Below are 18,894 nucleotides of genomic sequence, written 5' to 3'. Positions count from 1 at the left end.
GATTGTTAGCGCGCACAATGGGGTCACACACCTAAGGGTGTCCCGCTGGGGGACACATGGATTTCTCTCGGACGAAGAGCGTCGGGGAGTCTCAAGGAGGAGAAGAGATGGCAACCAAGAAGCGCATGCTGAGCGTTCTGGGCTTCGTGGGCGCGGGCGTGCTCGCGCTCGGTCTCGCCGGCTGCTCGGGCGGCGACGCCGGCGACGGCGGCGACAGCGGCGACAGCGGCAGCGACCTCACCACCGTCGGCTTCGTGGCGGTCGGCCCCGAGGGCGGCTGGCGCAACGCGAACGAGCAGGCCATCAAGGACGCGTTCACGGAGGAGGCCGGCTTCGACCTGAAGTACGCCCCCGCCGCGAGCCCGACCGACCAGAAGTCGCAGCTCGACGCGTTCGCGACGTTCGTGAACGACGAGGTCGACGTGATCCTGCTCACCGCCACCGAGGCGTCGGGCTGGGAGGACTCGCTCGAGCTGGCCCAGGAGGCCGAGATCCCCGTGATCCTGCTCGACCGCGGTGTCGACGCCAGCGACGACCTCTACGTCACCCGCATCGCCCCCGACAACGTGAAGGTCGCCGGCACCGTCGGCGACTGGGCCGTCGAGACCTTCCCGGAGGGCGCGAACTACTACGTGCTCGAGGGCGTCCCCGGCCTGTCGGTCGTGAACGAGCGCAACGAGGGCTTCGACGCGGCGATCGAGGGCCAGGACGGCTGGAACAAGATCGGCGCGCAGACCGCCAACTGGACCGCTGACGAGGGCAAGTCGGTCATCGAGACCGTGCTGAAGGAGAACCCCGACCTGCAGTTCGTGTTCGCGCAGAACGACGAGATGGGCATCGGCGCCGCCGCGGCCGTGACCGCTGCCGGTCTGGTTCCGGGCACCGACGTCAAGATCGCCACGATCGACGGCACCACCCCGGCGCTGGAGGCCCTCGCTGCCGGCGACCTGAGCTTCGTCGCCCAGTACAACCCGTTCTTCGGCGACCTGGCTGTGGACGCGGTCAACGACGCGCTCGCGGGCAAGACCGTCGAGAAGACGATCGTCGTCTCGGGCGAGACCTTCGACTCGCCCGAGGCCGCTCAGGCCGCGATCGACGCGGGCAAGGGCTTCTGATCCGACACTGCGTCGGCTAGGAGTAGAGCAGTGCGAGCGGGGGTTGCCGTTCTCGGCGGCCCCCGCTCGTCTTCGCCTGTCGTCCCGTAAGTCTGCACTGCAGCAATAAGGAGTCACCCAGCGATGATTGAACCGATCGCGATCGTCGAGGTACGCAACGCCTCGATCACCTTCCCCGGGGTCAAGGCGCTCGACGACGTCAGCTTCCGGCTGCTTCCCGGCGAGGTCCACACCCTGATGGGTGAGAACGGTGCCGGCAAGTCCACGCTCATCAAGGCGCTGACCGGGGTCTATCAGATCGACTCGGGCGAGATCGTCGTCGCCGGCCAGGTGCGCCACTTCACCGGCACCGCCTCGGCGCAGGCCGCGGGGATCTCCACGGTCTACCAGGAAGTCAACCTCTGCACGAACCTCACCATCGGTGAGAACGTCATGCTCGGCCACGAGGTGCGAGGCATCGCCGGCGTCAACTGGCGCAAGACGCACGCGCTCGCCCGCGAGGCCCTCGCTCGCATGGGCCTCGGCGACCTCGACCCGCGCGCGCCCCTCTCGTCCCTCTCGATCGCGATGCAGCAGCTGGTGGCCATCAGCCGCGCGATGGTCACCGACTCGAAGGTGCTCATCCTCGACGAGCCGACCTCGAGCCTCGACGCGAACGAGGTCGAGGTGCTGTTCGGCGTCATCCGGCGCCTGCGCGACCAGGGCGTCGCCATCCTCTTCGTCTCGCACTTCCTCGACCAGGTGTACGCGATCAGCGACCGCATCACGGTGCTGCGCAACGGCCAGTTCGTCGGCGAATACCTCAAGCGCGACCTGGACCGCACTCAGCTCATCTCGAAGATGATCGGCAAGGACTTCGAGTCCCTGCGCGCGCTGGGCTCCAATCGGCAGACCGAGGTGCGCGACCGCACCCAGACCCCGCTCTTCGCCGCCGAGGCGCTCGGGCGCAAGGGCGCCATCGAGCCCACCGACGTCGAGATCCACGCCGGCGAGGTCGTCGGCTTCGCCGGGCTCCTCGGTGCCGGACGCACCGAGCTCGCCCGGCTCATCGCCGGCGCCGACAAGGCCGACTCGGGCGCGGTGCGCATCCGTGGCAAGAAGGTCTCGCTGAATTCTCCGGTCGCCGGCCTCTCGCAGGGCATCGCCTACTCGACGGAGAGTCGTCGCGACGACGGCATCGTGGGCGACCTCAGCGTCCGCGAGAACATCATGCTCGCCGTCCAGGCTCGCCGCGGCTGGTTCCGCCGTGTGCCCGCCCGCGAGGTCGACCAGCTGGTCACCACGTACATGGAGCGCTTCAGCGTGCGCCCCAACGACCCCGACCGGCCTATCCGGCTGCTCTCCGGCGGCAACCAGCAGAAGGTGCTCCTCGGCCGCTGGCTCGCGACGAACCCCGACCTGCTGCTGCTGGACGAGCCGACCCGAGGCATCGATGTCGGCGCCAAGGCCGACATCCAGGAGACCGTGGCCGAGCTCGCCGAAGGCGGGATGGGTGTGGTGTTCATCTCGTCCGAACTGGAAGAGGTCGTCCGCCTCTCCGAGCGGATCGTCATTCTCAAGGACCACCAGAAGGTGGGCGAGGTCGTGAACGGTCCCGAGGTGACCGCGGAGAGCATCGTGTCGGTCATCGCGACCGAGACGGGGGACGAGGCCGAAGAGCAGGCCGATGCCCTCGCCGAAGAGGTCGCCGCCGGCGACGAGCCCACTGGAGTTGAAGGGAGCGCGTCATGAGCCGCGTGAAGTCCGCGTTCCGCACGCCCTGGTTCTGGGCGATCATCGGGATCGCCCTGCTGTTGCTGGTCAACACGATCAAGAACCCCGCCTACCTGGCGGTGAGCGTCAACCCGACGACGGGCCTGCTCACCGGCAACGTGCTCGACATCCTGCGCATCTCGGCGCCGATCATCATGATCGCGCTGGGCATGACGTTCGTCATCGCGACGGAAGGCATCGACCTCTCCGTGGGGTCGATGATGGCCGTCGGCGGCGCCGTCGCCATGCAGACGCTGTCCACGCTCGACTCGAACTCGGTGGGCGCGATGTTCACCGCGATCGGTCTCGCGCTGCTGCTGGCGATCGTGCTGGGTGCGATCAACGGCATCCTGGTGGCGGTGGTGGGCCTGCAACCCTTCATCAGCACCCTGATCATGATGCTCGCCGCGCGTGGCATCGCCCGCGTGATCACCGACGGCCAGAACACGAACGCGACCAACGAACCGTTCCGCCAGCTCGCGAACGGCCAGATCCTCGGGCTGCCGACCAGCTTCGTGCTCGCCATCGCGATCGTCGTCCTCATCGCGCTGACCATGCGACGCACCGCGCTCGGTCTCATGATCGAGTCGATCGGCATCAACCCGAAGGCGAGCCGTCTCGCCGGCATCCGTCCTCGTCCGATCCTGATCGGCGTCTACGTCCTGTCCGCGGCGCTCGCTGCGGTCGGCGGCCTCTTCAGCGTCTCCGAGGTGATGACGGTGAGCGTGGGGGGCACCGGAAACCTGATGGAGCTCGACGCCATCCTCGCCGTCGTCATCGGAGGCACCTCCCTGGCGGGAGGCAAGTTCTCGATCCTGGGCTCCACCATCGGCGCCCTGCTCATCGCGACCTTGAACAAGACCGTGCTGTTCCTCGGCATCCCCGCCGCGGCGACGCCGGCGTTCAAGGCGCTCGTCATCATCGCCCTGGTGCTGCTGCAGTCGGAGCGCGTCCGCTCGTTCGCGTTCTCACGCACGAAATCCTCCGGCACCCCGACCGGACCGGCGACGCCGGCCGCCACGGAGAGCACCCCCGTTTCGAAGGAGGTCGTGGCATGAGCACTTCACGCACGCTCGCTGAAGCCGTCCCGCCCGTCGCCGATCTGCCCGAGAGCAAGAATGCGGAGAACGTCACGCGCCTGTCGCGGCTGTGGGAGCGCAGTCAGACGCTCATCCCCACGCTGACGGCGCTGGTGCTGCTGTTCGGCATGCTCATCTACGCGGAGATCGCGTACGGCCGCGTGTTCCACGCGGGAACGATGTCGAGCCTGCTGGTCAGCTTCGCGCCGACCATCATCCTCGCGGTCGGCATGACCATCGTGATCGTCTCGGGAGGCATCGACCTCTCGGTCGGCGCCGTCGTCGCGTTCAGTTCGGTCGCCGGCGTGATGCTGATGAACATCGGCGTCAACGGCTGGCTGTCGATGCTGCTGATGATCGTGTTCGGCGCGGTCTTCGGGCTCATCGCCGGCGTCATGATCCAGTACTTCAACGTGCAGCCGTTCATCGCGACACTCGCGATGATGTTCCTCGCGCGCGGACTCGCGTCGATCCTCTCGACCACCCCGGTGATCGCGCCCGAGGACTCGCCCATCCTGCTCCTCGCCACCGACTGGAAGCTCATCGACGGTCCGAAGGTCAACGACTTCACGATCACTCCGGGTCTGCTCATCGCGGTCCTGGTGGTGCTCGGCGGACTGTTCTTCATGCACCGCACCCGCATGGGCCGCACCGTCTATGCGATCGGCGGCAACGAGTCTTCAGCCCAGCTGATGGGCCTTCCCGTCTCGCGGACCCGCGTCTGGATCTACATCGTCTCGGGTGCCCTGTCGGGGCTCGCGGCGATCGTGTACACCGCCGAGGTCGGCGGCAAGGCGCAGAACGTCACCGGCATCGGATGGGAGCTCGACGCCATCGCGGCCGTCGTCATCGGCGGCACCCTGCTGACCGGCGGCTACGGCTACATCCTCGGGTCGATCGTCGGCGTGTTCGTGATCGCGGCGCTGCGTCTCATCATCACCAAGGACGGCACCATCAACCCCGAATACCTGACGATCATCACCGGAGCCGTGCTGCTCGCCTTCGTGCTGCTGCAGCGGGTGCTGACGCGAAGGAGGTCGAGCTGATGTCGAACGAGAACCTTCAGGCGTCGATCGATGCCGTCCGCGCCGATGTCGCGAAGCTGCACGCGGAGCTGGTGCGCTACAACCTGATCGTGTGGACGGGTGGGAACGTGTCCGGTCGTGTGCCGGGTGCCGACCTGTTCGTGATCAAGCCGTCGGGCGTCTCGTACGACGACCTGACGCCCGAGAACATGATCCTGTGCGACCTGGACGGCAATGTGGTGCCCGGCACGCCGGGCAGCGACCGCAGCCCGTCGAGCGACACCGCGGCGCACGCGTACGTGTACCGCAACATGCCGGAGGTCGGGGGAGTGGTGCACACCCACTCGACGTTCGCGGTGGCGTGGGCGGCGCGCGGCGAGGAGATCCCGTGTGTGATCACGGCGATGGCCGACGAGTTCGGCGGTCCGATCCCGGTCGGTCCGTTCGCGATCATCGGCGACGACTCGATCGGCCGGGGCATCGTCGAGACGTTGACCGGGCACCGCTCGCGTGCGGTGCTGATGCAGAACCACGGGCCGTTCACGATCGGCACGTCGGCCAAGGATGCGGTCAAGGCCGCGGTCATGGTCGAGGACGTCGCCCGCACCGTGCACTATGCGCGTGAGGCCGGCCCCCTCATCCCCATCCCGCAGGATGCGATCGACCGCCTGTACGACCGCTACCAGAACGTGTACGGCCAGTCCTCGGACGAGCGCCGGGACGCGGAGGGCGAGCGATGATGACGGATGCCGCGGCTCAGGCGATCCGCGCGGGTCGCACAGCGCTCGGCGTCGAGTTCGGCTCGACGCGCATCAAGGCGTGCCTGATCGACCTCGACGACCCGTCTCGCGTCTACGCGACCGGATCGCACGCGTGGGAGAACCGCCTGCAGGACCGCAACTGGACGTACGCGCTCGACGACGTCTGGTCGGGGCTGCAGGCCGCGTACGCCGCGCTCGTGGATGAGGTCCGCGGCACCTACGGTGTGGTGCCTGAGACGTTCGGGGCGATAGGTGTCTCGGCGATGATGCACGGGTACCTCGCGTTCGACGCCGAGGGTGAGCTGCTCACGCCGTTCCGCACCTGGCGCAACACCTCGACCGAGCGCGCCGCGGCGGTGCTGTCCGAGCTGTTCGGCACCAATATCCCGCTGCGCTGGTCGATCGCGCACCTGTACCAGGCCGTCCTGAACGAAGAGGACCATGTCGCCGACATCCGGTTCCTCAACACCCTGGCCGGCTACGTGCACTGGAAGCTCACCGGCCGTGCGGTGCTGGGCATCGGCGACGCGTCGGGCATGTTCCCGATCGACGCGGCGACCCGCGGGTACGACGCGGGCATGCTCCGGAAGTTCGACCGGCTCGTCTCGGACCGCGCGCCCGGTCTCGACGTCTCCGCCCTCCTGCCCGAGGTGCTCGTCGCGGGCCGGCCCGCGGGCGAGCTGAGCGCCGAGGGTGCGCGACTTCTGGATCCGTCGGGCGCGCTGCGCCCCGGCATCCCTTTCTGCCCGCCCGAAGGCGATGCCGGCACCGGCATGGTCGCGACCAATTCGGTCGCCCCGCGCACGGGCAACGTCAGCGCGGGCACGAGCATCTTCGCGATGGTGGTGCTCGAGCGCCCGCTGCGCGAAGCGCACGACGAGCTCGACCTCGTGATGACGCCCGCCGGCGACCCGGTCGCGATGGTCCACTGCAACAACGGCGCGAGCGAGCTCGCGGCCTGGGTCGGATTGTTCGAGCAGTTCGCCACGATCGCCGGCGGTGGCCTGGACGCGGACGAGGTCTTCGAGGTGCTGTTCCGCGAGGCGCTCGACGGCGACCCCGACGCCGGGGGACTGCTGGCATACAACCACCTCTCCGGTGAACCGATCGCCGGGCTGCCGGAGGGCCGCCCGCTGTTCGTCCGCACACCCGACAGCCGTTTCACCCTTGCGAACTTCATGCGCGCGCAGCTGTACGGCGTGTTCGGCACGCTCGCACTGGGCATGCGCGTGCTCGAAGCGGAGGGAGTCGCTCTGGACCGGATGTACGCCCATGGCGGCGTCTTCCGCACGGCAGGAGTCGCCCAGCGATTCCTCGCCGGCGCGCTCGGCGCGCCGGTCGCGGTGGCCGACACCGCTTCCGAGGGCGGTGCCTGGGGCATCGCCGTCCTCGCCGCGTTCGCCGTCGACACGGCGGACTCGGACCTCGATGTGTTCCTCACGGAGCGCGTCTTCGCGCACGCCGGGTTCGATTCCCTCGAGCCCGATGCGGAGGATGTGCCCGGCTTCGCCGCGTACCTCTCCCGCTACCGTGCAGGCCTGTCGATCGAGCGCGCCGCGATCGCGGCGAAGCTGTGACGCCGGTCACCACCCCTGCCAGATCTGAAGGAAGACCATGACCCGCTCGCCCCTCTCCACCACGCTCGATTCGTATGAGGTGTGGTTCGTCACCGGCAGTCAGAACCTGTACGGCGAGGAGACGCTCCGCCAGGTCGCGGAGCAGTCCCAGGCCGTCGTCGACGGCCTCGGCGGTCTGCCGGTGAGGGTGGTGTGGAAGCCGGTCCTGAAGGATTCGGATTCGATCCGCCGTCTCGCCCTCGAGGTCAACGGCCGTGACGATGTGATCGGTGTGATCGCGTGGATGCACACCTTCAGCCCGGCGAAGATGTGGATCTCGGGGCTGGACGCGCTGGCGAAGCCGCTGCTGCACCTGCACACGCAGGCGAACGTGGAGCTGCCGTGGGCCGATATCGACTTCGACTTCATGAACCTGAACCAGGCTGCGCACGGCGACCGCGAGTTCGGCTACATCCAGACCCGTCTCGGGGTGGCCCGCAAGACCGTCGTCGGTCACGTGTCGAACCCGGCGGTCCGGCAGCAGATCGAGGACTGGCAGCGCGCCGCCGCCGGCTGGGCCGCCGCGCGTACGCTCAAGCTCGCCCGCTTCGGTGACAACATGCGCTACGTCGCGGTCACCGAGGGCGACAAGACCGAGGCCGAGCTGCGGTTCGGCGTGCAGGTCAACACGTGGGGTGTGAACGAGCTGGTGGAGGCCGTCGATGCCGCGTCCGACGCCGACATCGATGCGCTGGTGCAGGTGTACCTCGACGAGTACGACGTGGTCGATGAGCTCAAGCCCGGCGGTGCCCGGCACCAGTCGCTGCGTGACGGCGCGGCGATCGAGCTCGGGCTGCGCTCGTTCCTGGAGGAGGGCGGCTTCGGTGCCTTCACCACGAGCTTCGAGGACCTCGGCGGTCTGAAGCAGCTTCCCGGTCTCGCGGTGCAGCGCCTCATGGCCGACGGGTACGGGTTCGGCGCCGAGGGCGACTGGAAGACCGCGATCCTGGTGCGTGTCGCGAACGTGATGGGCGCGGGCCTTCCCGGCGGCGCGTCGCTGATGGAGGACTACACGTACGACCTGGTCGCGGGCGATGAGAAGATCCTCGGCGCCCACATGCTCGAGGTCTCTCCGACGCTGAGCTCCGCGAAGGCGCGTCTGGAGATCCACGCGCTCGGCATCGGCGGCAAGGAGGACCCGGTGCGCCTGGTCTTCACCGCCGACCCCGGCCCCGCCGTGGTGGTGGCGATGAGCGACATGCGCGACCGGTTCCGGCTCGTCGCGAACGTGGTCACCAACGTCGAGGCCCCCGACCTGCCGAACCTTCCCGTGGGGCGTGCGGTGTGGAAGCCGCAGCCCGACTTCGCGACCAGCGCCGCGTGCTGGCTGGAGGCCGGCGCCGCGCACCACACCGTGATGTCGACCGCGGTCGGCATCGAGGTGTTCCGCGACTTCGCCGAGATCGCCCGCACCGAGCTCGTCGTCATCGACGAGGACACCACCGTCCGCGGCTTCCGGCGCGAGCTGCGCTGGAACCAGGCCTACTACCGCCTCGCCCAAGGACTCTGATCCACCTGCCGCGGGGCGTCCGGATCCGGTCCGAGCGCCCCGCGGCATCCCCGTTCCACCACCGCACAACCGAACACCGCACCCGAACTGACGCGCCCCGTCCGGCGACGTCGCCACCCGAACGAACAGGAAAGCTCGATGAAGAGACATCGCTCCACCCTCCCTCGGAACGGAACACGGCGGCCCACCGCACGGCGCACCATCGCGGCATCCGTGGTCGGCGCGCTGGCTGTGACGACGATCGGCCTCTCGGCTCCGGTCGCGGCGTACGCGGCCGACGTGCCGGCGCCCTCCGCCCACTACGACATGACGCACTCCGGCACGAGCCTGATCGACGTGTCGGGCAACGGCCGCAACGCGACGCTCACCAACCTCACCGACGCGTCGTTCGTCGACGCCGGCGGCGACGACGTGCTGCGCTTCAAGGCCGACGGCTACGCGTCGCTGCCGAAGGGTCTCGTGACGGGCACCGACAATAACTTCACCGTCGAGTACACGGTCTCGACCCAGACATCGGCGAACCACTTCGGCTGGGTCATCGGCGACGGCGTCGGACCGTGGAACACGACCCAACTCGGCAACCACATCTTCCTCAGCCCCCGCTCGTCGCAGGGTGGTTACACCAACCAGGTGCTGTCGGCCATCCGCGTGAAGTCGGGCACCGACAACGGCGAGAGCCGGCTTCCGGCGGGCGGCGGCCTCAACCCCGGCTTCACCACGCTCACCATGGTGGGCTCGGGCAACACGCTGACGCTGTACCGCGATGGTGCGGTCATCTCGACGCTCGCCCACACCCGTGCGATGAGCTCGATCATCCCGAGCGGCGACGTGCTGGGCTACCTGGGCCGGTCGCTCTACCAGGGCGACCCGCTGCTGCGCGCCGACGTCTCCGACGTCAAGTTCTGGGATGTGGCGCTCACGGCCGAGGAGGTGTCGTCGAGCATGCCGACTGCTGCGGAGAAGACCGCTGCGACCTCGGCCCTGCTGCGCGGAGACGTGCTCGCGACGATGCTCGGGGCGAACTCATCGCTCGACGGCGTCTCGAGCAACCTGATTCTGCCGTCGACGGTCAACGGCGTCGCGCTCTCGTGGGCGTCGTCTGCGCCGTCGATCGTCTCGACGGCCGGAGTCGTCTCGCGCTCGATCATCGAGAACACCCCCGTCACACTCACCGCGACGACGTCGCTGGGGACCCTGACGTTCGATGTCACCGTGCTGGCGCCGTCGGTGTCGGCAGACCTCGATGCCATCTCGCTCGCGACGCGCACGACCGAGAACCTGCCGCTGGCGACGAAGGGCGCGATCAACGGCGCCGCGATCACCTGGACGTCGTCCGACGACGCCCTCGTGACCGAGACGGATGCCGCGTACGCGGCGCCCGCCGTCGGTGCAGCAGACCCGTACGCGGGTGGCGGCATCGTGACGCGTCCCGCGTACGGCGAGGGCGACCGCGAGGTCACCCTCACCGCTCGCGCGACGCTCAACGGCCAGACGGCGGAGCGCACCTTCGAGGTGACCGTGGCGGAGAAGGGCCGCTGGGCTCCCGACGCCGGCTACGCGGCGGCCTACTTCAAGTCGGACGGCGACGAGAAGATCTACCAGGCGGCGACGTCGGGCAACGACTTCTTCACGTTCTCGCCGGTCAACGGCGGCAACGCCGTGATCACGTCGACGGCCGACACGAAGGGGCTCCGCGACCCCTACATCCTGCGTTCCAAGGACGGCGACAAGTACTACATGGTCGCCACCGACCTCTGCATCAGCTGCGGAACAGGCTGGGGTCCGGCCCAGTCTGAGGGCAGCCTCAAGATCGAGGTGTGGGAGTCCACCGACCTGGTGGACTGGAAGCGCACCAACGGCGAGAACACGGGCATCACGATCAACCAGCCCGCGGCCGGCATGACCTGGGCGCCTGAGGCGTACTGGGACGACGAGTTGCAGTCCTATGTGGTGTTCTTCGCCTCGCGCCTGTACTCGGACGCGACCCACACGAACTCCGACAAGCTGTACGCCCGCATGTTCTACGTCCTGACGCGCGACTTCAAGACGTACACGTACCCGCCGGCGAGCTGGCAGGACACCGGTTACGCCCGGATCGACTCGACCGTCACGAAGATCGGCGACTACTACTACCGGTTCACCAAGAACGAGGAGGGTGGTGCCGCAGGCCCTCTCGAGGCAGGCAAGGACATCTTCCTCGAGCGCTCGAAGGTGCTCACCGCGCCGACGACGCAGTCCAGCTGGACGGCCGACCCGAACTCGACGTGGCAGCTCACCGATACCCGCATGACGAGCCTCGAGACCGGCCAGGCCGGTGAAGGTCCCGAGATCATCAAGCTCAACGAGGGCGACCCGAACAACGCCGGCGACGGGTACGTGTTCCTCGTCGACAACTACAGCGCGGGTGGATACCGGGCGTTCCTGACGACCGGCGCGGCGATCGCGTCGAGCCAGCAGTCCGATCGGCTCTCCCAGCGTGCCGCGTGGAACGTCCGCCCCGTCGGCGGACTGCCCGCCAGCCCTCGCCACGGAGCGTTCGTCAGCGTCACGCAGTCGGTGCTCACCGCGATGCACGAGTGGTCCGGCGTGAAGGCCGTCGCCTCGACGACCTCGCTCTCGGCTTCGGGCAGCACGCTGACGGCCGAGGTCGAGGCGGCGGACGGCGGCGACGTCGTCGGCACCGTGACCTTCTCGGGTGGTTCGTGGAGCAAGACGGTCGACCTGGAGGATGCCTCGGCGTCCGTCACGGCTCCCGCAGGAGTCGGCAGCGTCACCGCGCACTACGACGGCTACGCAGACGGGCTCGTGAAGACCTCGACGTCGGCGGCGGTGTCGATCGCCCTCGACATCACAGCGACCGGCACCACGCGGTGCGTCGCCGGAAAGGTGACCGAGGTCCTGACCGTCACCAACCGCGACGATGTCGCAGCCACGATCGTGATCGCAGGCGCCTACGGCTCGAAGACGGTCACCGTCGCCGCGGGCAAGAGCGCCTCCGCCACGTTCACCACGCGCCTGGCCTCGATCGCCGCAGACACCGTGTCGATCACCGCCCAGTCCGCGGACGGCCGGAGCCACGCGTCCACCGTCACGGTCGCCGCAGCCGGCTGCAACTAGCGCACACGTGAGGGGTTCGCGTCTTCGGACGCGAGCCCCTCACCACGCGTGGCGCCTCGGCCGATTGGCCCGCCACGTGCCGCGCGAACTACTGTGACAACGTCCCCGCTCCCGTGAAGAGGATCGAAAACCCATGGCACGTCCCCCCGCATCCGGAACCCAGCACGCCCTGCGCGCCGGCGACTACGAAGCCGTCGTGGCGAGCGTCGGAGCGACGCTCCGCTCGCTCACGTATCGCGGCCGCGACCTCGTCGTGCCGTTCGAGGCCGACGAGGTGCGTCCCGCGCACCGCGGCGCGACCCTCGCCCCCTGGCCGAACCGCGTGGTCGACGGACGCTACTCGTTCGGCGGCCGCGACTTCCAGCTTCCGCTCACCGAGCCCGCGCGTTCGCACGCGCTGCACGGCCTCGCCACCTGGCTCGACTTCGAGGCGATCGACAAGGGCCCCGACCACGTGACGCTGACGGCCGTCATCCAGCCGCAGACGTTCTTCCCGTGGCGCCTCGTGGTCACCACGACGTTCTCGCTCGGCCCCGACGGCCTCACGCAGTCGGTGACGGCGCACAACGAGAGCGACGAGTCCGCCCCGTGGGGCACCGGCCCGCACCCGTACCTCGTCGCCGGTGACGGCCGCGTCGACGGCTGGACGCTCGAGCTGCCCGCCGCTCAGGTGCTCGCGGTCACGCCTGATCGCCTCATCCCGACCGACCTCGTCGCCGTCGACGCCGACGACCCGCCGCGCTTCGACTTCCGCTCCGCCCGCGAGATCGGCGCGGCCGAGATCGACCACGCGTACTCGGGACTCATCCGCGACTCCGATGGCACCGCCACGGTGCGCGTGACGGATGCCGCGGGCTCGGGTGTCGAGATGTCATGGGATGCGGCGTGCCCGTGGGTCCAGATCCACACGGCCGACAAGCCCGACCCCGCACAGAGTCGCCTCGGTCTCGCCGTCGAGCCCATGACGTGCGCGCCCGACGCGTTCAACGCCGAGTCGTACGACTACGACGCGGGGCTGATCGTCATAGAGCCCGAGGCATCCGTCACCGCTTCGTGGCGCATCGCCGCGATCGACTGAGTCTCCCGCACGCGCGACACAGCGAAAGCGGAGCCGGCCCCCCGGTCGGCTCCGCTTTCATCGTCTGCGGATCAGGTGCTGTCCCGCAGGTCTTCCTTGATGTCGTTGCGCGTTTTCACCGAGTCGCGCTCCGCTTCGGCCTTCTTGACGTTGGCATCAGCCTTCATCTCGTCGACCTTGTCCCCGACTCGATCGGTGGTGTCTTCCCACGCGTCTTTGATCTTCTCGCCGACGGCCTCGGCCGTCTCCTTCGCGTCTTCCATGAATCCCATCGATCTCTCCTCTCATGAGGGATGACACCGACGCTACGCGCGAGGCGCAGGGCGGGGCAGGGGCTTGATTCGGCGCCTGGCGCTTGATACACGGATGGATGCTGCCGCCCTGGGTGGCGCCGCACGGCCGCGGTGGCCGGCGCGCTCTGCCGGCGGGGTGCTTGCGCGGGCGGGTGAGGCGTCAGCCGATCGGCGTCGTGGTGTCGATCGCGTCGCGCAGCGGCCGGCGCATCGGCGCCCAGTAGTGGGTCGGCGTGACGCGTGCCAGCACGTCGACCAGTCGAGCCTCGCGGCCGATCATCGTGCGCGGGCGCCGGCGGATCGTGGCGTCGACGATGCGCGCCGCCGCGTCTGCGGGCTCGGTGTGGTACATCGCGGCCTGCGCGGCCGCCGCGCGCTGGGCGACCGCGGGGTCGATCGCCGCGGCGTACCGACCGTGCAGGATGATGCCCGTCTTCACGCCCGCAGGGTAGACCGCGCCGACAGTGATCGTGGAGCGCTCGAGTTCGTGCCGCAACGACTCGGTGAACCCGCGCACCGCGAACTTGCTCATCGCATAGGGGATGCGCCCCGCCGGAGCCGCGAGCCCGTAGATCGAGACCAGGTGCGTGATGTGGGCGGCCGGCTCGCGCCGCAGCGCGGGCAGCAGCGCCTGCGTGACGTTGACGGTGCCCCACAGATTCACGTCCATGAGCCAGCGCATCTCGGCCATCGCCAGTTGGTCGATGTCGCCGAGCATCGACGATCCGGCGCACGTCACGAGCGCCTGGATCCGCGGATGGGATGCCTCGACCTCCGCCACGACGGCGGTGACCTCGGCGTCGTCGGTGAGGTCGATCGCGTGCGTGGTGTGCCCGGTTCCGTCGAGGCTCGCGGCGACCGCGGCGAGGCCGTCGGCGTTGCGGTCGAGCAGGGCGAGGCGCGCTCCGCGCGCGGCCAGCTGCCGTGCGACGTCGGCGCCCATGCCAGCGGCTGCGCCGGTGATGACGGTGGTGCGCCCGCGCACGTCCAGGGGTCGCTGCTTCGCCATGTGGTGCCTCTCGGTCCGGTCGTCGCCGTCGACGAGCCGCGCCTACGATTCTCGCTGACTCGGGATGGCCCCGCGGACGCTAGCCTTTGAGGGGAGGTGCGATGGGCAAGACCGCAGAGGCGATCGCCGAAGGGGTGTCCATCGCGTCCGCCGCCGCGCGGCTCGCGATCCGCAACCGCATCCTCGTCGAGACGATCGCGCACGATGAGCAGTTCGACGTGGTCGCGTTCACGCCGTTCGCACGCGAGACCCTGCTGGGCCTCGCGGCGGAGCAGGACGAAGCGGCCGCTCTCGTCAGACGCCAGCGCAAGAAGGCGTGGGGCAAGTTCACCGACCCCGACGGAACCCACGACTACCGCGACCGTGACACGCGCAACCTCCGTAAGCGTGGCCGGCAGTACGCGGGTGTCGCGAAGGCCCTGCGCGCGATGGCCGACGACCCGCACGTCGTGCGCACCTTCATCGAGCAGTCGCGCGACGCCGCGTGGGGGGATGTCGAGGCCAACCTCCAACGGCGATTGCGCGTCGAGGGCATGCGCCCCGAGCTCGACCCCGACTACGACCGCATGCGCGCCGCCCGCATGCAGTCGATCCGCCTCGTCGACCTCCCGCGTCTCGCGGCTCACAAGCGCCATCAGGACGATCCCGAGACGGATGCTGCGCCCCCGGCCGAGCCCGCGGCACACTCGCCCCGCATCTCCGGCATCGATGTCAGCGAGCTCGAGTCCTGACGTCACCGGACGCGGCGCGTAACCTCGACCCGTGATCGACGACGCGCCACCACCTCCGATGCGCTTCCCGATGGATCATCCGCTGACCCGGCGGGTGCGTGAGATCTGCCTGCCGTTCCCGGAAGCCACCGAGGTCCTCGCGCACGGGCGTTCCACGTTCCGCGCCGGCAAGCGCCAGTTCGCGATCGTCGGCGCCGCCCACGACGACGTCGGCGCGGTCGAGTTCATCCCCGACGAACTGGAGCGTCCCGCGCTTCTCGAGCGCGACGACGTCTTCGTGCCGCCGTACGAGGGGGCGTACGGCTGGCTCGCGCTGCGTGTGGAACCGGATGCCGGTGACTGGGTGCTCCTCGCCGAGCTCATCGACACGTCCTACCGACAGATCGCGCTGCAACGACAGCTGCGTGCTCTCGACGGTGGCTAGGGGAGCGCTGGTGTGCGCGGACACGCCCGGGCGACCAGCATCCGACCGCCGATTCGCGCGCCGCGCATCCGTCAGGTATTGTTGACGACGTTGTGCGCGAGAGCGAGCAACATGCGCCCGTAGCTCAATGGATAGAGCATCTGACTACGGATCAGAAGGTTAGGGGTTCGAGTCCCTTCGGGCGCGCACTGTGTTGAGACAGTAAGCATTGAAAACCCGCGGACTGCCGCGGGTTTTCGTGTTTCGTGGGTGGCTCACTTCCTTCTGATTCCGCGGGCGTGCCGTCGGACCGCGAATCAGCATGGTCGGACGGACGAGCCCTGATTTTCCCCGGATGCCGTGAGCGACATCGTTGGAATCAGACGGGGTGCCGTTCGCATGTGTGCACCTATGTGTGCACTAGAAGGTGGCCGCTGCGCAGTGGTCGTGGTCGATGCTTCGAGGGAGTGCTCGGGACCCTCTGGGGCGCGGCACGTGCCGTCGGTACGGAACCGCGCGTCGGCCAGCGTTCGGATGCCGGTCGACGCGAGGGCGGTGCGCGCTTGAGGCGCGTGGCGTGCCGGTCGGACTGCATTCGGTTGGGGCTCCGGCAGCGAGCGGCGCCCAAGGTGTGGCCGGGTTTCCTGGCTCTACGCCAGATTGCGCCCCTGGTTGATCGCGTGCGTGAATCGCACGGCAACCTCATCGGATCGGTCCTGCATGCTGACGAGCGCGGTTTCGAGTCCTGATCCATTCGGGACGTCGAAGAATCTGAAGGGGACGTCGAGGAGTAGCCGCCCTCGTCTTTATGGGTGCGACCTGGATCTGGTTTCGCGCGCTTCGCCGACGGGATGCGCGAGCGTCTCACGCCAATCGGAGCGAGTAGGCCTCCGTCCCGACCGCGCCCCCGGCCACCGCAACGGAACCACTGCTCGCATGAGGGTCCATCGGCGGGCCTCGGGGTGAGCCGCAGGGGAGTCTCGCTCCACGTGATGGTGGATGAGGTCGCCGCTAACGGTCATGCACCCATGACCGGGACGCTGAGATGTCCGATCACGGACGGCCTTGCGAACGCTCACTGCCCGGCGTCCGGGCGCGCGATTTCGCCGTTCGCGTCTGGCCTGTTCCTGATTTTCGTATTACGCTTCTTGCATGAGCGCGGGCGAAACGATCAATGGCGTGCCGGTCACCGAGCAGCAGGTCTCGGAGTGGGCGGCGGAGGCCGAAGCCGGCTACGACGTTGACGCGCTGAAGAAGCGCGGACGAGGCCGCCCCGGGCGCGGCGCAGAGCCGTCGCAGGTCGTCGCACTGCGGCTGACGAGCGAGGAGCTTGCCGAGCTGGACGCACGTGCAGCGCGAGCGCACAAGACGCGATCCGAGCTGATCCGAGACGCGCTCGCCGCCTACGCCGCGTGAACATCCACGGCTCAGCGCTCAAACACGGCATCTCGGAAGACGACGCGAGGCAGGCGGCATCCTGGCCTCTCTGGATTGAGGACCTCGACGAGGATTAACCGTCCCGCCAGCTGAGGCTCGGGTTCGACACCCAGGGGCGGCTGCTCGAGACCGTCGTGCTTGTCTTCGACAGTGGCAACGAGCTCGTCATCCACGCCATGAAGGCGCGTCCGCGGATGCTCGACCTGCTCCCCTGAGGCCGATAGCGATGTGTGCACGCATGTGTGCACAAGGGCTCGAAATCCGCGGAATCACGCGGAGGTTCGCCGCGTCCCGCTTGACTACGGATCAGAAGGTTAGGGTTCGAGTCCCTTCGGGCGCGCACTGTGTTGAGACAGTAGCTATCGAAAGCCCGCGGATCTCCGCGGGTTTTCGTGTTTCCTGGGGTGGGTTGAGTCCCTTGTGATCAGCAAGCTGTCGGCGGATCGCCGCCATGAACCGACGGCATGAACAGTGACCAACGGTCAGCTCGGTCGGTCGTCTGGTGCAAGCTCCCGTCGCATGACCCAGCGCTGTGCGCCGCCGGAGTGGGCGTCCGTCGCCTGTATCCGGACGAAGCCGTGGGCCTCGAACAGGTGAACTGTTCCGACGTAGCCGCTGATCTGACGACCCGTTCGCCGGTATCTACCGGATACCCCTCGACGATCGTCGCGCCGCCCGTCCGCGCATGTTCTGTCGCACCGGCCAGCAGGTCGTGCCTGAGCCCGCGCTTGCGAAACCCGCCCCGGACAACGAAACAGACGATCGATCAGGGTTCGCGTTCCTCATCCAAGTGGGGGATCGTGCGCGAGTTCATGAGTCGCCGGTACGTGGATTTCGGAGCCACCGAACACCAGCCCGCGACGTGGTGGAATGGGACGGGACGGCAGTGTGGACATGGGAAGCTCCTTCGTTCGTCTGCTCACGTTGCCCGACAATCAGCACAGCGCCGGTCCTCGGTTCCCACCAGGAGGACCGGCATCGGTCGGCGCGTTCGGGGATGACGTCCCGACCGTCACCAGGCGTTGATGTGCAGGACGTCGTCGAGCGGCGCGCGATGCGCGGCTCGGAAGTCGGTTCCCACGGTGTACGCGACGGGAAGCAGCACGCCTTGGCGCACGGTCGACGGGATGCCGAGCAGCTCTGCGATCTCGCGCTCGTACGCGAGGTGCAACGTCGTCCAGGCGCTGCCGAGGCCGCGAGCCCGCAGCGCGAGCTGCAGACTCCAGGCGGCAGGGAGGAGCGACCCCCACAGACCGGCCTGGCTTCCCGGCTCGAACTCCTCGGCCCCCGTGAAGATGGCACCGATCACGAGGACCGGGACTTCCCCCATGTGCTCAGCCAGGTAGTCGGCGCTCGATGACACCCGCTGCTGAACCGCTTGGCGCGTCGGGTCGGCGTAAGTCCGGGAACCGGATGCGCGATAGCGGGCAAACGAGCGCGCGTACAATCTGGCGATGGCCTGGCGCTTCTCCACGTCGGTGACGATGATCCAGTGCCATGTCTGGGCGTTGCTCCCTGTCGGCGCCTGCAGCGCCACCTCGAGTGCTTCCCTCACGATCTCGACAGGGACGGGACGTCGAAGGTCGAGCCGTCGTCGCACGGATCGGGTCGTCGTCAGTAGCTCGTCGGGGCTCAACGGAAGGCGGTCGCTCATAGCCCGACGGTAGCTGCCGCCGGAATTCGTCGACCCTCTGCTCTGCCTCGAGATGTCATCCGGCGTCGCAGAGAGGGACCCGGCTTCGATCCGTAAGCCGAAGCGTCGCGTCCGGTGGGCCTGCGGCCTGTCGCGCTGACTCGCAGATCGCACACACAAAGAAGAAGCCCCGACCGTTACCACACGGCCGGGGCGAGACGAATGAGAAGTTCGCCTATCCCCATCACCGTACCTTGCGCACCTGGGAGGTCGCTCGGCGCCGGACCGGTCTGGCTGGGACCGCAATCGAACTCAGTTGGCGTGCGCTCGACGAC

The 18,894-nt window shown here is 68.5% G+C and carries 15 protein-coding genes, 1 tRNA gene and 1 pseudogene; 14 read left to right on the top strand and 3 right to left on the bottom strand.

The features are described from left to right. The first annotated feature begins 107 nt into the window (after nt 1–107). The 9 genes from J2Y46_RS00840 to J2Y46_RS00800 all read left to right on the top strand — a co-directional run bounded on the left by J2Y46_RS00840 (nt 108) and on the right by J2Y46_RS00800 (nt 13,053). Nucleotides 108–1,115, top strand: a complete 1,008-nt coding sequence (locus J2Y46_RS00840; RefSeq protein ID WP_045297805.1) for a substrate-binding domain-containing protein — start codon at nt 108–110, stop codon at nt 1,113–1,115. Between the two features lie 123 nt (nt 1,116–1,238). Beyond that, a complete protein-coding gene (locus J2Y46_RS00835; protein WP_045297804.1) occupies nt 1,239–2,846 on the top strand; it encodes a sugar ABC transporter ATP-binding protein in 1,608 nt (535 codons plus the stop codon). Next, entirely contained in the window at nt 2,843–3,925 is a 1,083-nt protein-coding gene (locus J2Y46_RS00830; protein ID WP_045297803.1) for an ABC transporter permease, read from the top strand. The genes J2Y46_RS00835 and J2Y46_RS00830 overlap by 4 nt, the downstream gene beginning before the upstream one ends. Next, nucleotides 3,922–4,992 (top strand): ABC transporter permease, encoded by a 1,071-nt coding sequence (locus tag J2Y46_RS00825; RefSeq protein WP_084695491.1) that lies wholly within the window; start codon nt 3,922–3,924, stop codon nt 4,990–4,992. The genes J2Y46_RS00830 and J2Y46_RS00825 overlap by 4 nt, the downstream gene beginning before the upstream one ends. Beyond that, the gene (locus J2Y46_RS00820; RefSeq protein ID WP_310239562.1) at nt 4,992–5,711 is read left to right on the top strand and encodes an L-ribulose-5-phosphate 4-epimerase; all 720 of its coding nucleotides are present in this window, start codon (nt 4,992–4,994) and stop codon (nt 5,709–5,711) included. The genes J2Y46_RS00825 and J2Y46_RS00820 overlap by 1 nt, the downstream gene beginning before the upstream one ends. After that, nucleotides 5,711–7,309, top strand: a complete 1,599-nt coding sequence (locus J2Y46_RS00815) for an FGGY-family carbohydrate kinase (protein WP_310239560.1) — start codon at nt 5,711–5,713, stop codon at nt 7,307–7,309. The genes J2Y46_RS00820 and J2Y46_RS00815 overlap by 1 nt, the downstream gene beginning before the upstream one ends. Before the next feature lie 37 nt (nt 7,310–7,346). After that, on the top strand, nt 7,347–8,858 hold the full coding sequence (araA, locus tag J2Y46_RS00810; RefSeq protein WP_310239558.1) for an L-arabinose isomerase: 1,512 nt from the start codon (nt 7,347–7,349) through the stop codon (nt 8,856–8,858). Between the two features lie 138 nt (nt 8,859–8,996). Further along, the gene (locus J2Y46_RS00805; RefSeq protein WP_310239557.1) at nt 8,997–11,975 is read left to right on the top strand and encodes an immunoglobulin-like domain-containing protein; all 2,979 of its coding nucleotides are present in this window, start codon (nt 8,997–8,999) and stop codon (nt 11,973–11,975) included. A gap of 133 nt (nt 11,976–12,108) precedes the next feature. Beyond that, complete coding sequence (locus J2Y46_RS00800; RefSeq protein WP_310239555.1) at nt 12,109–13,053, top strand: aldose 1-epimerase family protein; 945 nt, start codon at nt 12,109–12,111, stop codon at nt 13,051–13,053. 71 nt (nt 13,054–13,124) lie between these two features. Here the strand turns inward: J2Y46_RS00800 and J2Y46_RS00795 are convergent, their stop codons facing one another. Then, nucleotides 13,125–13,316 (bottom strand): hypothetical protein, encoded by a 192-nt coding sequence (locus J2Y46_RS00795; RefSeq protein ID WP_310239553.1) that lies wholly within the window; start codon nt 13,314–13,316, stop codon nt 13,125–13,127. Nucleotides 13,317–13,506: 190 nt separating this feature from the next. Next, nucleotides 13,507–14,355, bottom strand: a complete 849-nt coding sequence (locus J2Y46_RS00790) for an SDR family NAD(P)-dependent oxidoreductase (RefSeq protein WP_310239551.1) — start codon at nt 14,353–14,355, stop codon at nt 13,507–13,509. A gap of 101 nt (nt 14,356–14,456) precedes the next feature. Between J2Y46_RS00790 and J2Y46_RS00785 the strand changes: the two genes are divergently transcribed. From J2Y46_RS00785 to J2Y46_RS00765, 5 genes and pseudogenes are all read left to right on the top strand, one after another. Beyond that, nucleotides 14,457–15,086, top strand: a complete 630-nt coding sequence (locus J2Y46_RS00785; RefSeq protein ID WP_045297796.1) for a hypothetical protein — start codon at nt 14,457–14,459, stop codon at nt 15,084–15,086. 31 nt (nt 15,087–15,117) lie between these two features. Continuing rightward, nucleotides 15,118–15,510: an MmcQ/YjbR family DNA-binding protein gene (locus J2Y46_RS00780; protein WP_310239547.1), complete on the top strand. Its 393-nt coding sequence runs from the start codon at nt 15,118–15,120 to the stop codon at nt 15,508–15,510. A 113-nt stretch (nt 15,511–15,623) separates the two neighbouring features. Further along, nucleotides 15,624–15,696, top strand: a tRNA-Arg gene (locus tag J2Y46_RS00775). Nucleotides 15,697–16,641: 945 nt separating this feature from the next. Further along, entirely contained in the window at nt 16,642–16,905 is a 264-nt protein-coding gene (locus J2Y46_RS00770; RefSeq protein WP_045297794.1) for a ribbon-helix-helix domain-containing protein, read from the top strand. Next, nucleotides 16,902–17,141, top strand: a pseudogene (locus tag J2Y46_RS00765) (toxin). The gene J2Y46_RS00770 and the pseudogene J2Y46_RS00765 overlap by 4 nt, the downstream one beginning before the upstream one ends. Nucleotides 17,142–17,938: 797 nt before the next feature. Here J2Y46_RS00765 and J2Y46_RS00760 read toward each other — a convergent pair. Next, entirely contained in the window at nt 17,939–18,580 is a 642-nt protein-coding gene (locus J2Y46_RS00760; RefSeq protein WP_045297793.1) for a nitroreductase family protein, read from the bottom strand. Between the last annotated feature and the right edge of the window lie 314 nt (nt 18,581–18,894).

It is taken from the genome of Microbacterium sp. BE35 (genome assembly GCF_031457705.1).
In the GTDB taxonomy this organism is placed as follows: domain Bacteria; phylum Actinomycetota; class Actinomycetes; order Actinomycetales; family Microbacteriaceae; genus Microbacterium; species Microbacterium trichothecenolyticum.
The sequence above is the reverse complement of the archived record's forward strand: the minus strand, read 5'-3'. Positions and strand labels throughout refer to the sequence as shown.

Excerpts from the sequence above, each read along its gene's own strand:
- J2Y46_RS00840 (WP_045297805.1), top strand. The coding sequence starts at position 108 with ATGGCAACCAAGAAGCGCATGCTGAGCGTTCTGGGCTTCGTGGGCGCG.
- J2Y46_RS00835 (WP_045297804.1), top strand. The coding sequence starts at position 1,239 with ATGATTGAACCGATCGCGATCGTCGAGGTACGCAACGCCTCGATCACC.
- J2Y46_RS00830 (WP_045297803.1), top strand. The coding sequence starts at position 2,843 with ATGAGCCGCGTGAAGTCCGCGTTCCGCACGCCCTGGTTCTGGGCGATC.
- J2Y46_RS00825 (WP_084695491.1), top strand. The coding sequence starts at position 3,922 with ATGAGCACTTCACGCACGCTCGCTGAAGCCGTCCCGCCCGTCGCCGAT.
- J2Y46_RS00820 (WP_310239562.1), top strand. The coding sequence starts at position 4,992 with ATGTCGAACGAGAACCTTCAGGCGTCGATCGATGCCGTCCGCGCCGAT.
- J2Y46_RS00815 (WP_310239560.1), top strand. The coding sequence starts at position 5,711 with ATGACGGATGCCGCGGCTCAGGCGATCCGCGCGGGTCGCACAGCGCTC.
- araA (WP_310239558.1), top strand. The coding sequence starts at position 7,347 with ATGACCCGCTCGCCCCTCTCCACCACGCTCGATTCGTATGAGGTGTGG.
- J2Y46_RS00805 (WP_310239557.1), top strand. The coding sequence starts at position 8,997 with ATGAAGAGACATCGCTCCACCCTCCCTCGGAACGGAACACGGCGGCCC.
- J2Y46_RS00800 (WP_310239555.1), top strand. The coding sequence starts at position 12,109 with ATGGCACGTCCCCCCGCATCCGGAACCCAGCACGCCCTGCGCGCCGGC.
- J2Y46_RS00795 (WP_310239553.1), bottom strand. The coding sequence starts at position 13,316 with ATGGAAGACGCGAAGGAGACGGCCGAGGCCGTCGGCGAGAAGATCAAA.
- J2Y46_RS00790 (WP_310239551.1), bottom strand. The coding sequence starts at position 14,355 with ATGGCGAAGCAGCGACCCCTGGACGTGCGCGGGCGCACCACCGTCATC.
- J2Y46_RS00785 (WP_045297796.1), top strand. The coding sequence starts at position 14,457 with ATGGGCAAGACCGCAGAGGCGATCGCCGAAGGGGTGTCCATCGCGTCC.
- J2Y46_RS00770 (WP_045297794.1), top strand. The coding sequence starts at position 16,642 with ATGAGCGCGGGCGAAACGATCAATGGCGTGCCGGTCACCGAGCAGCAG.
- J2Y46_RS00760 (WP_045297793.1), bottom strand. The coding sequence starts at position 18,580 with ATGAGCGACCGCCTTCCGTTGAGCCCCGACGAGCTACTGACGACGACC.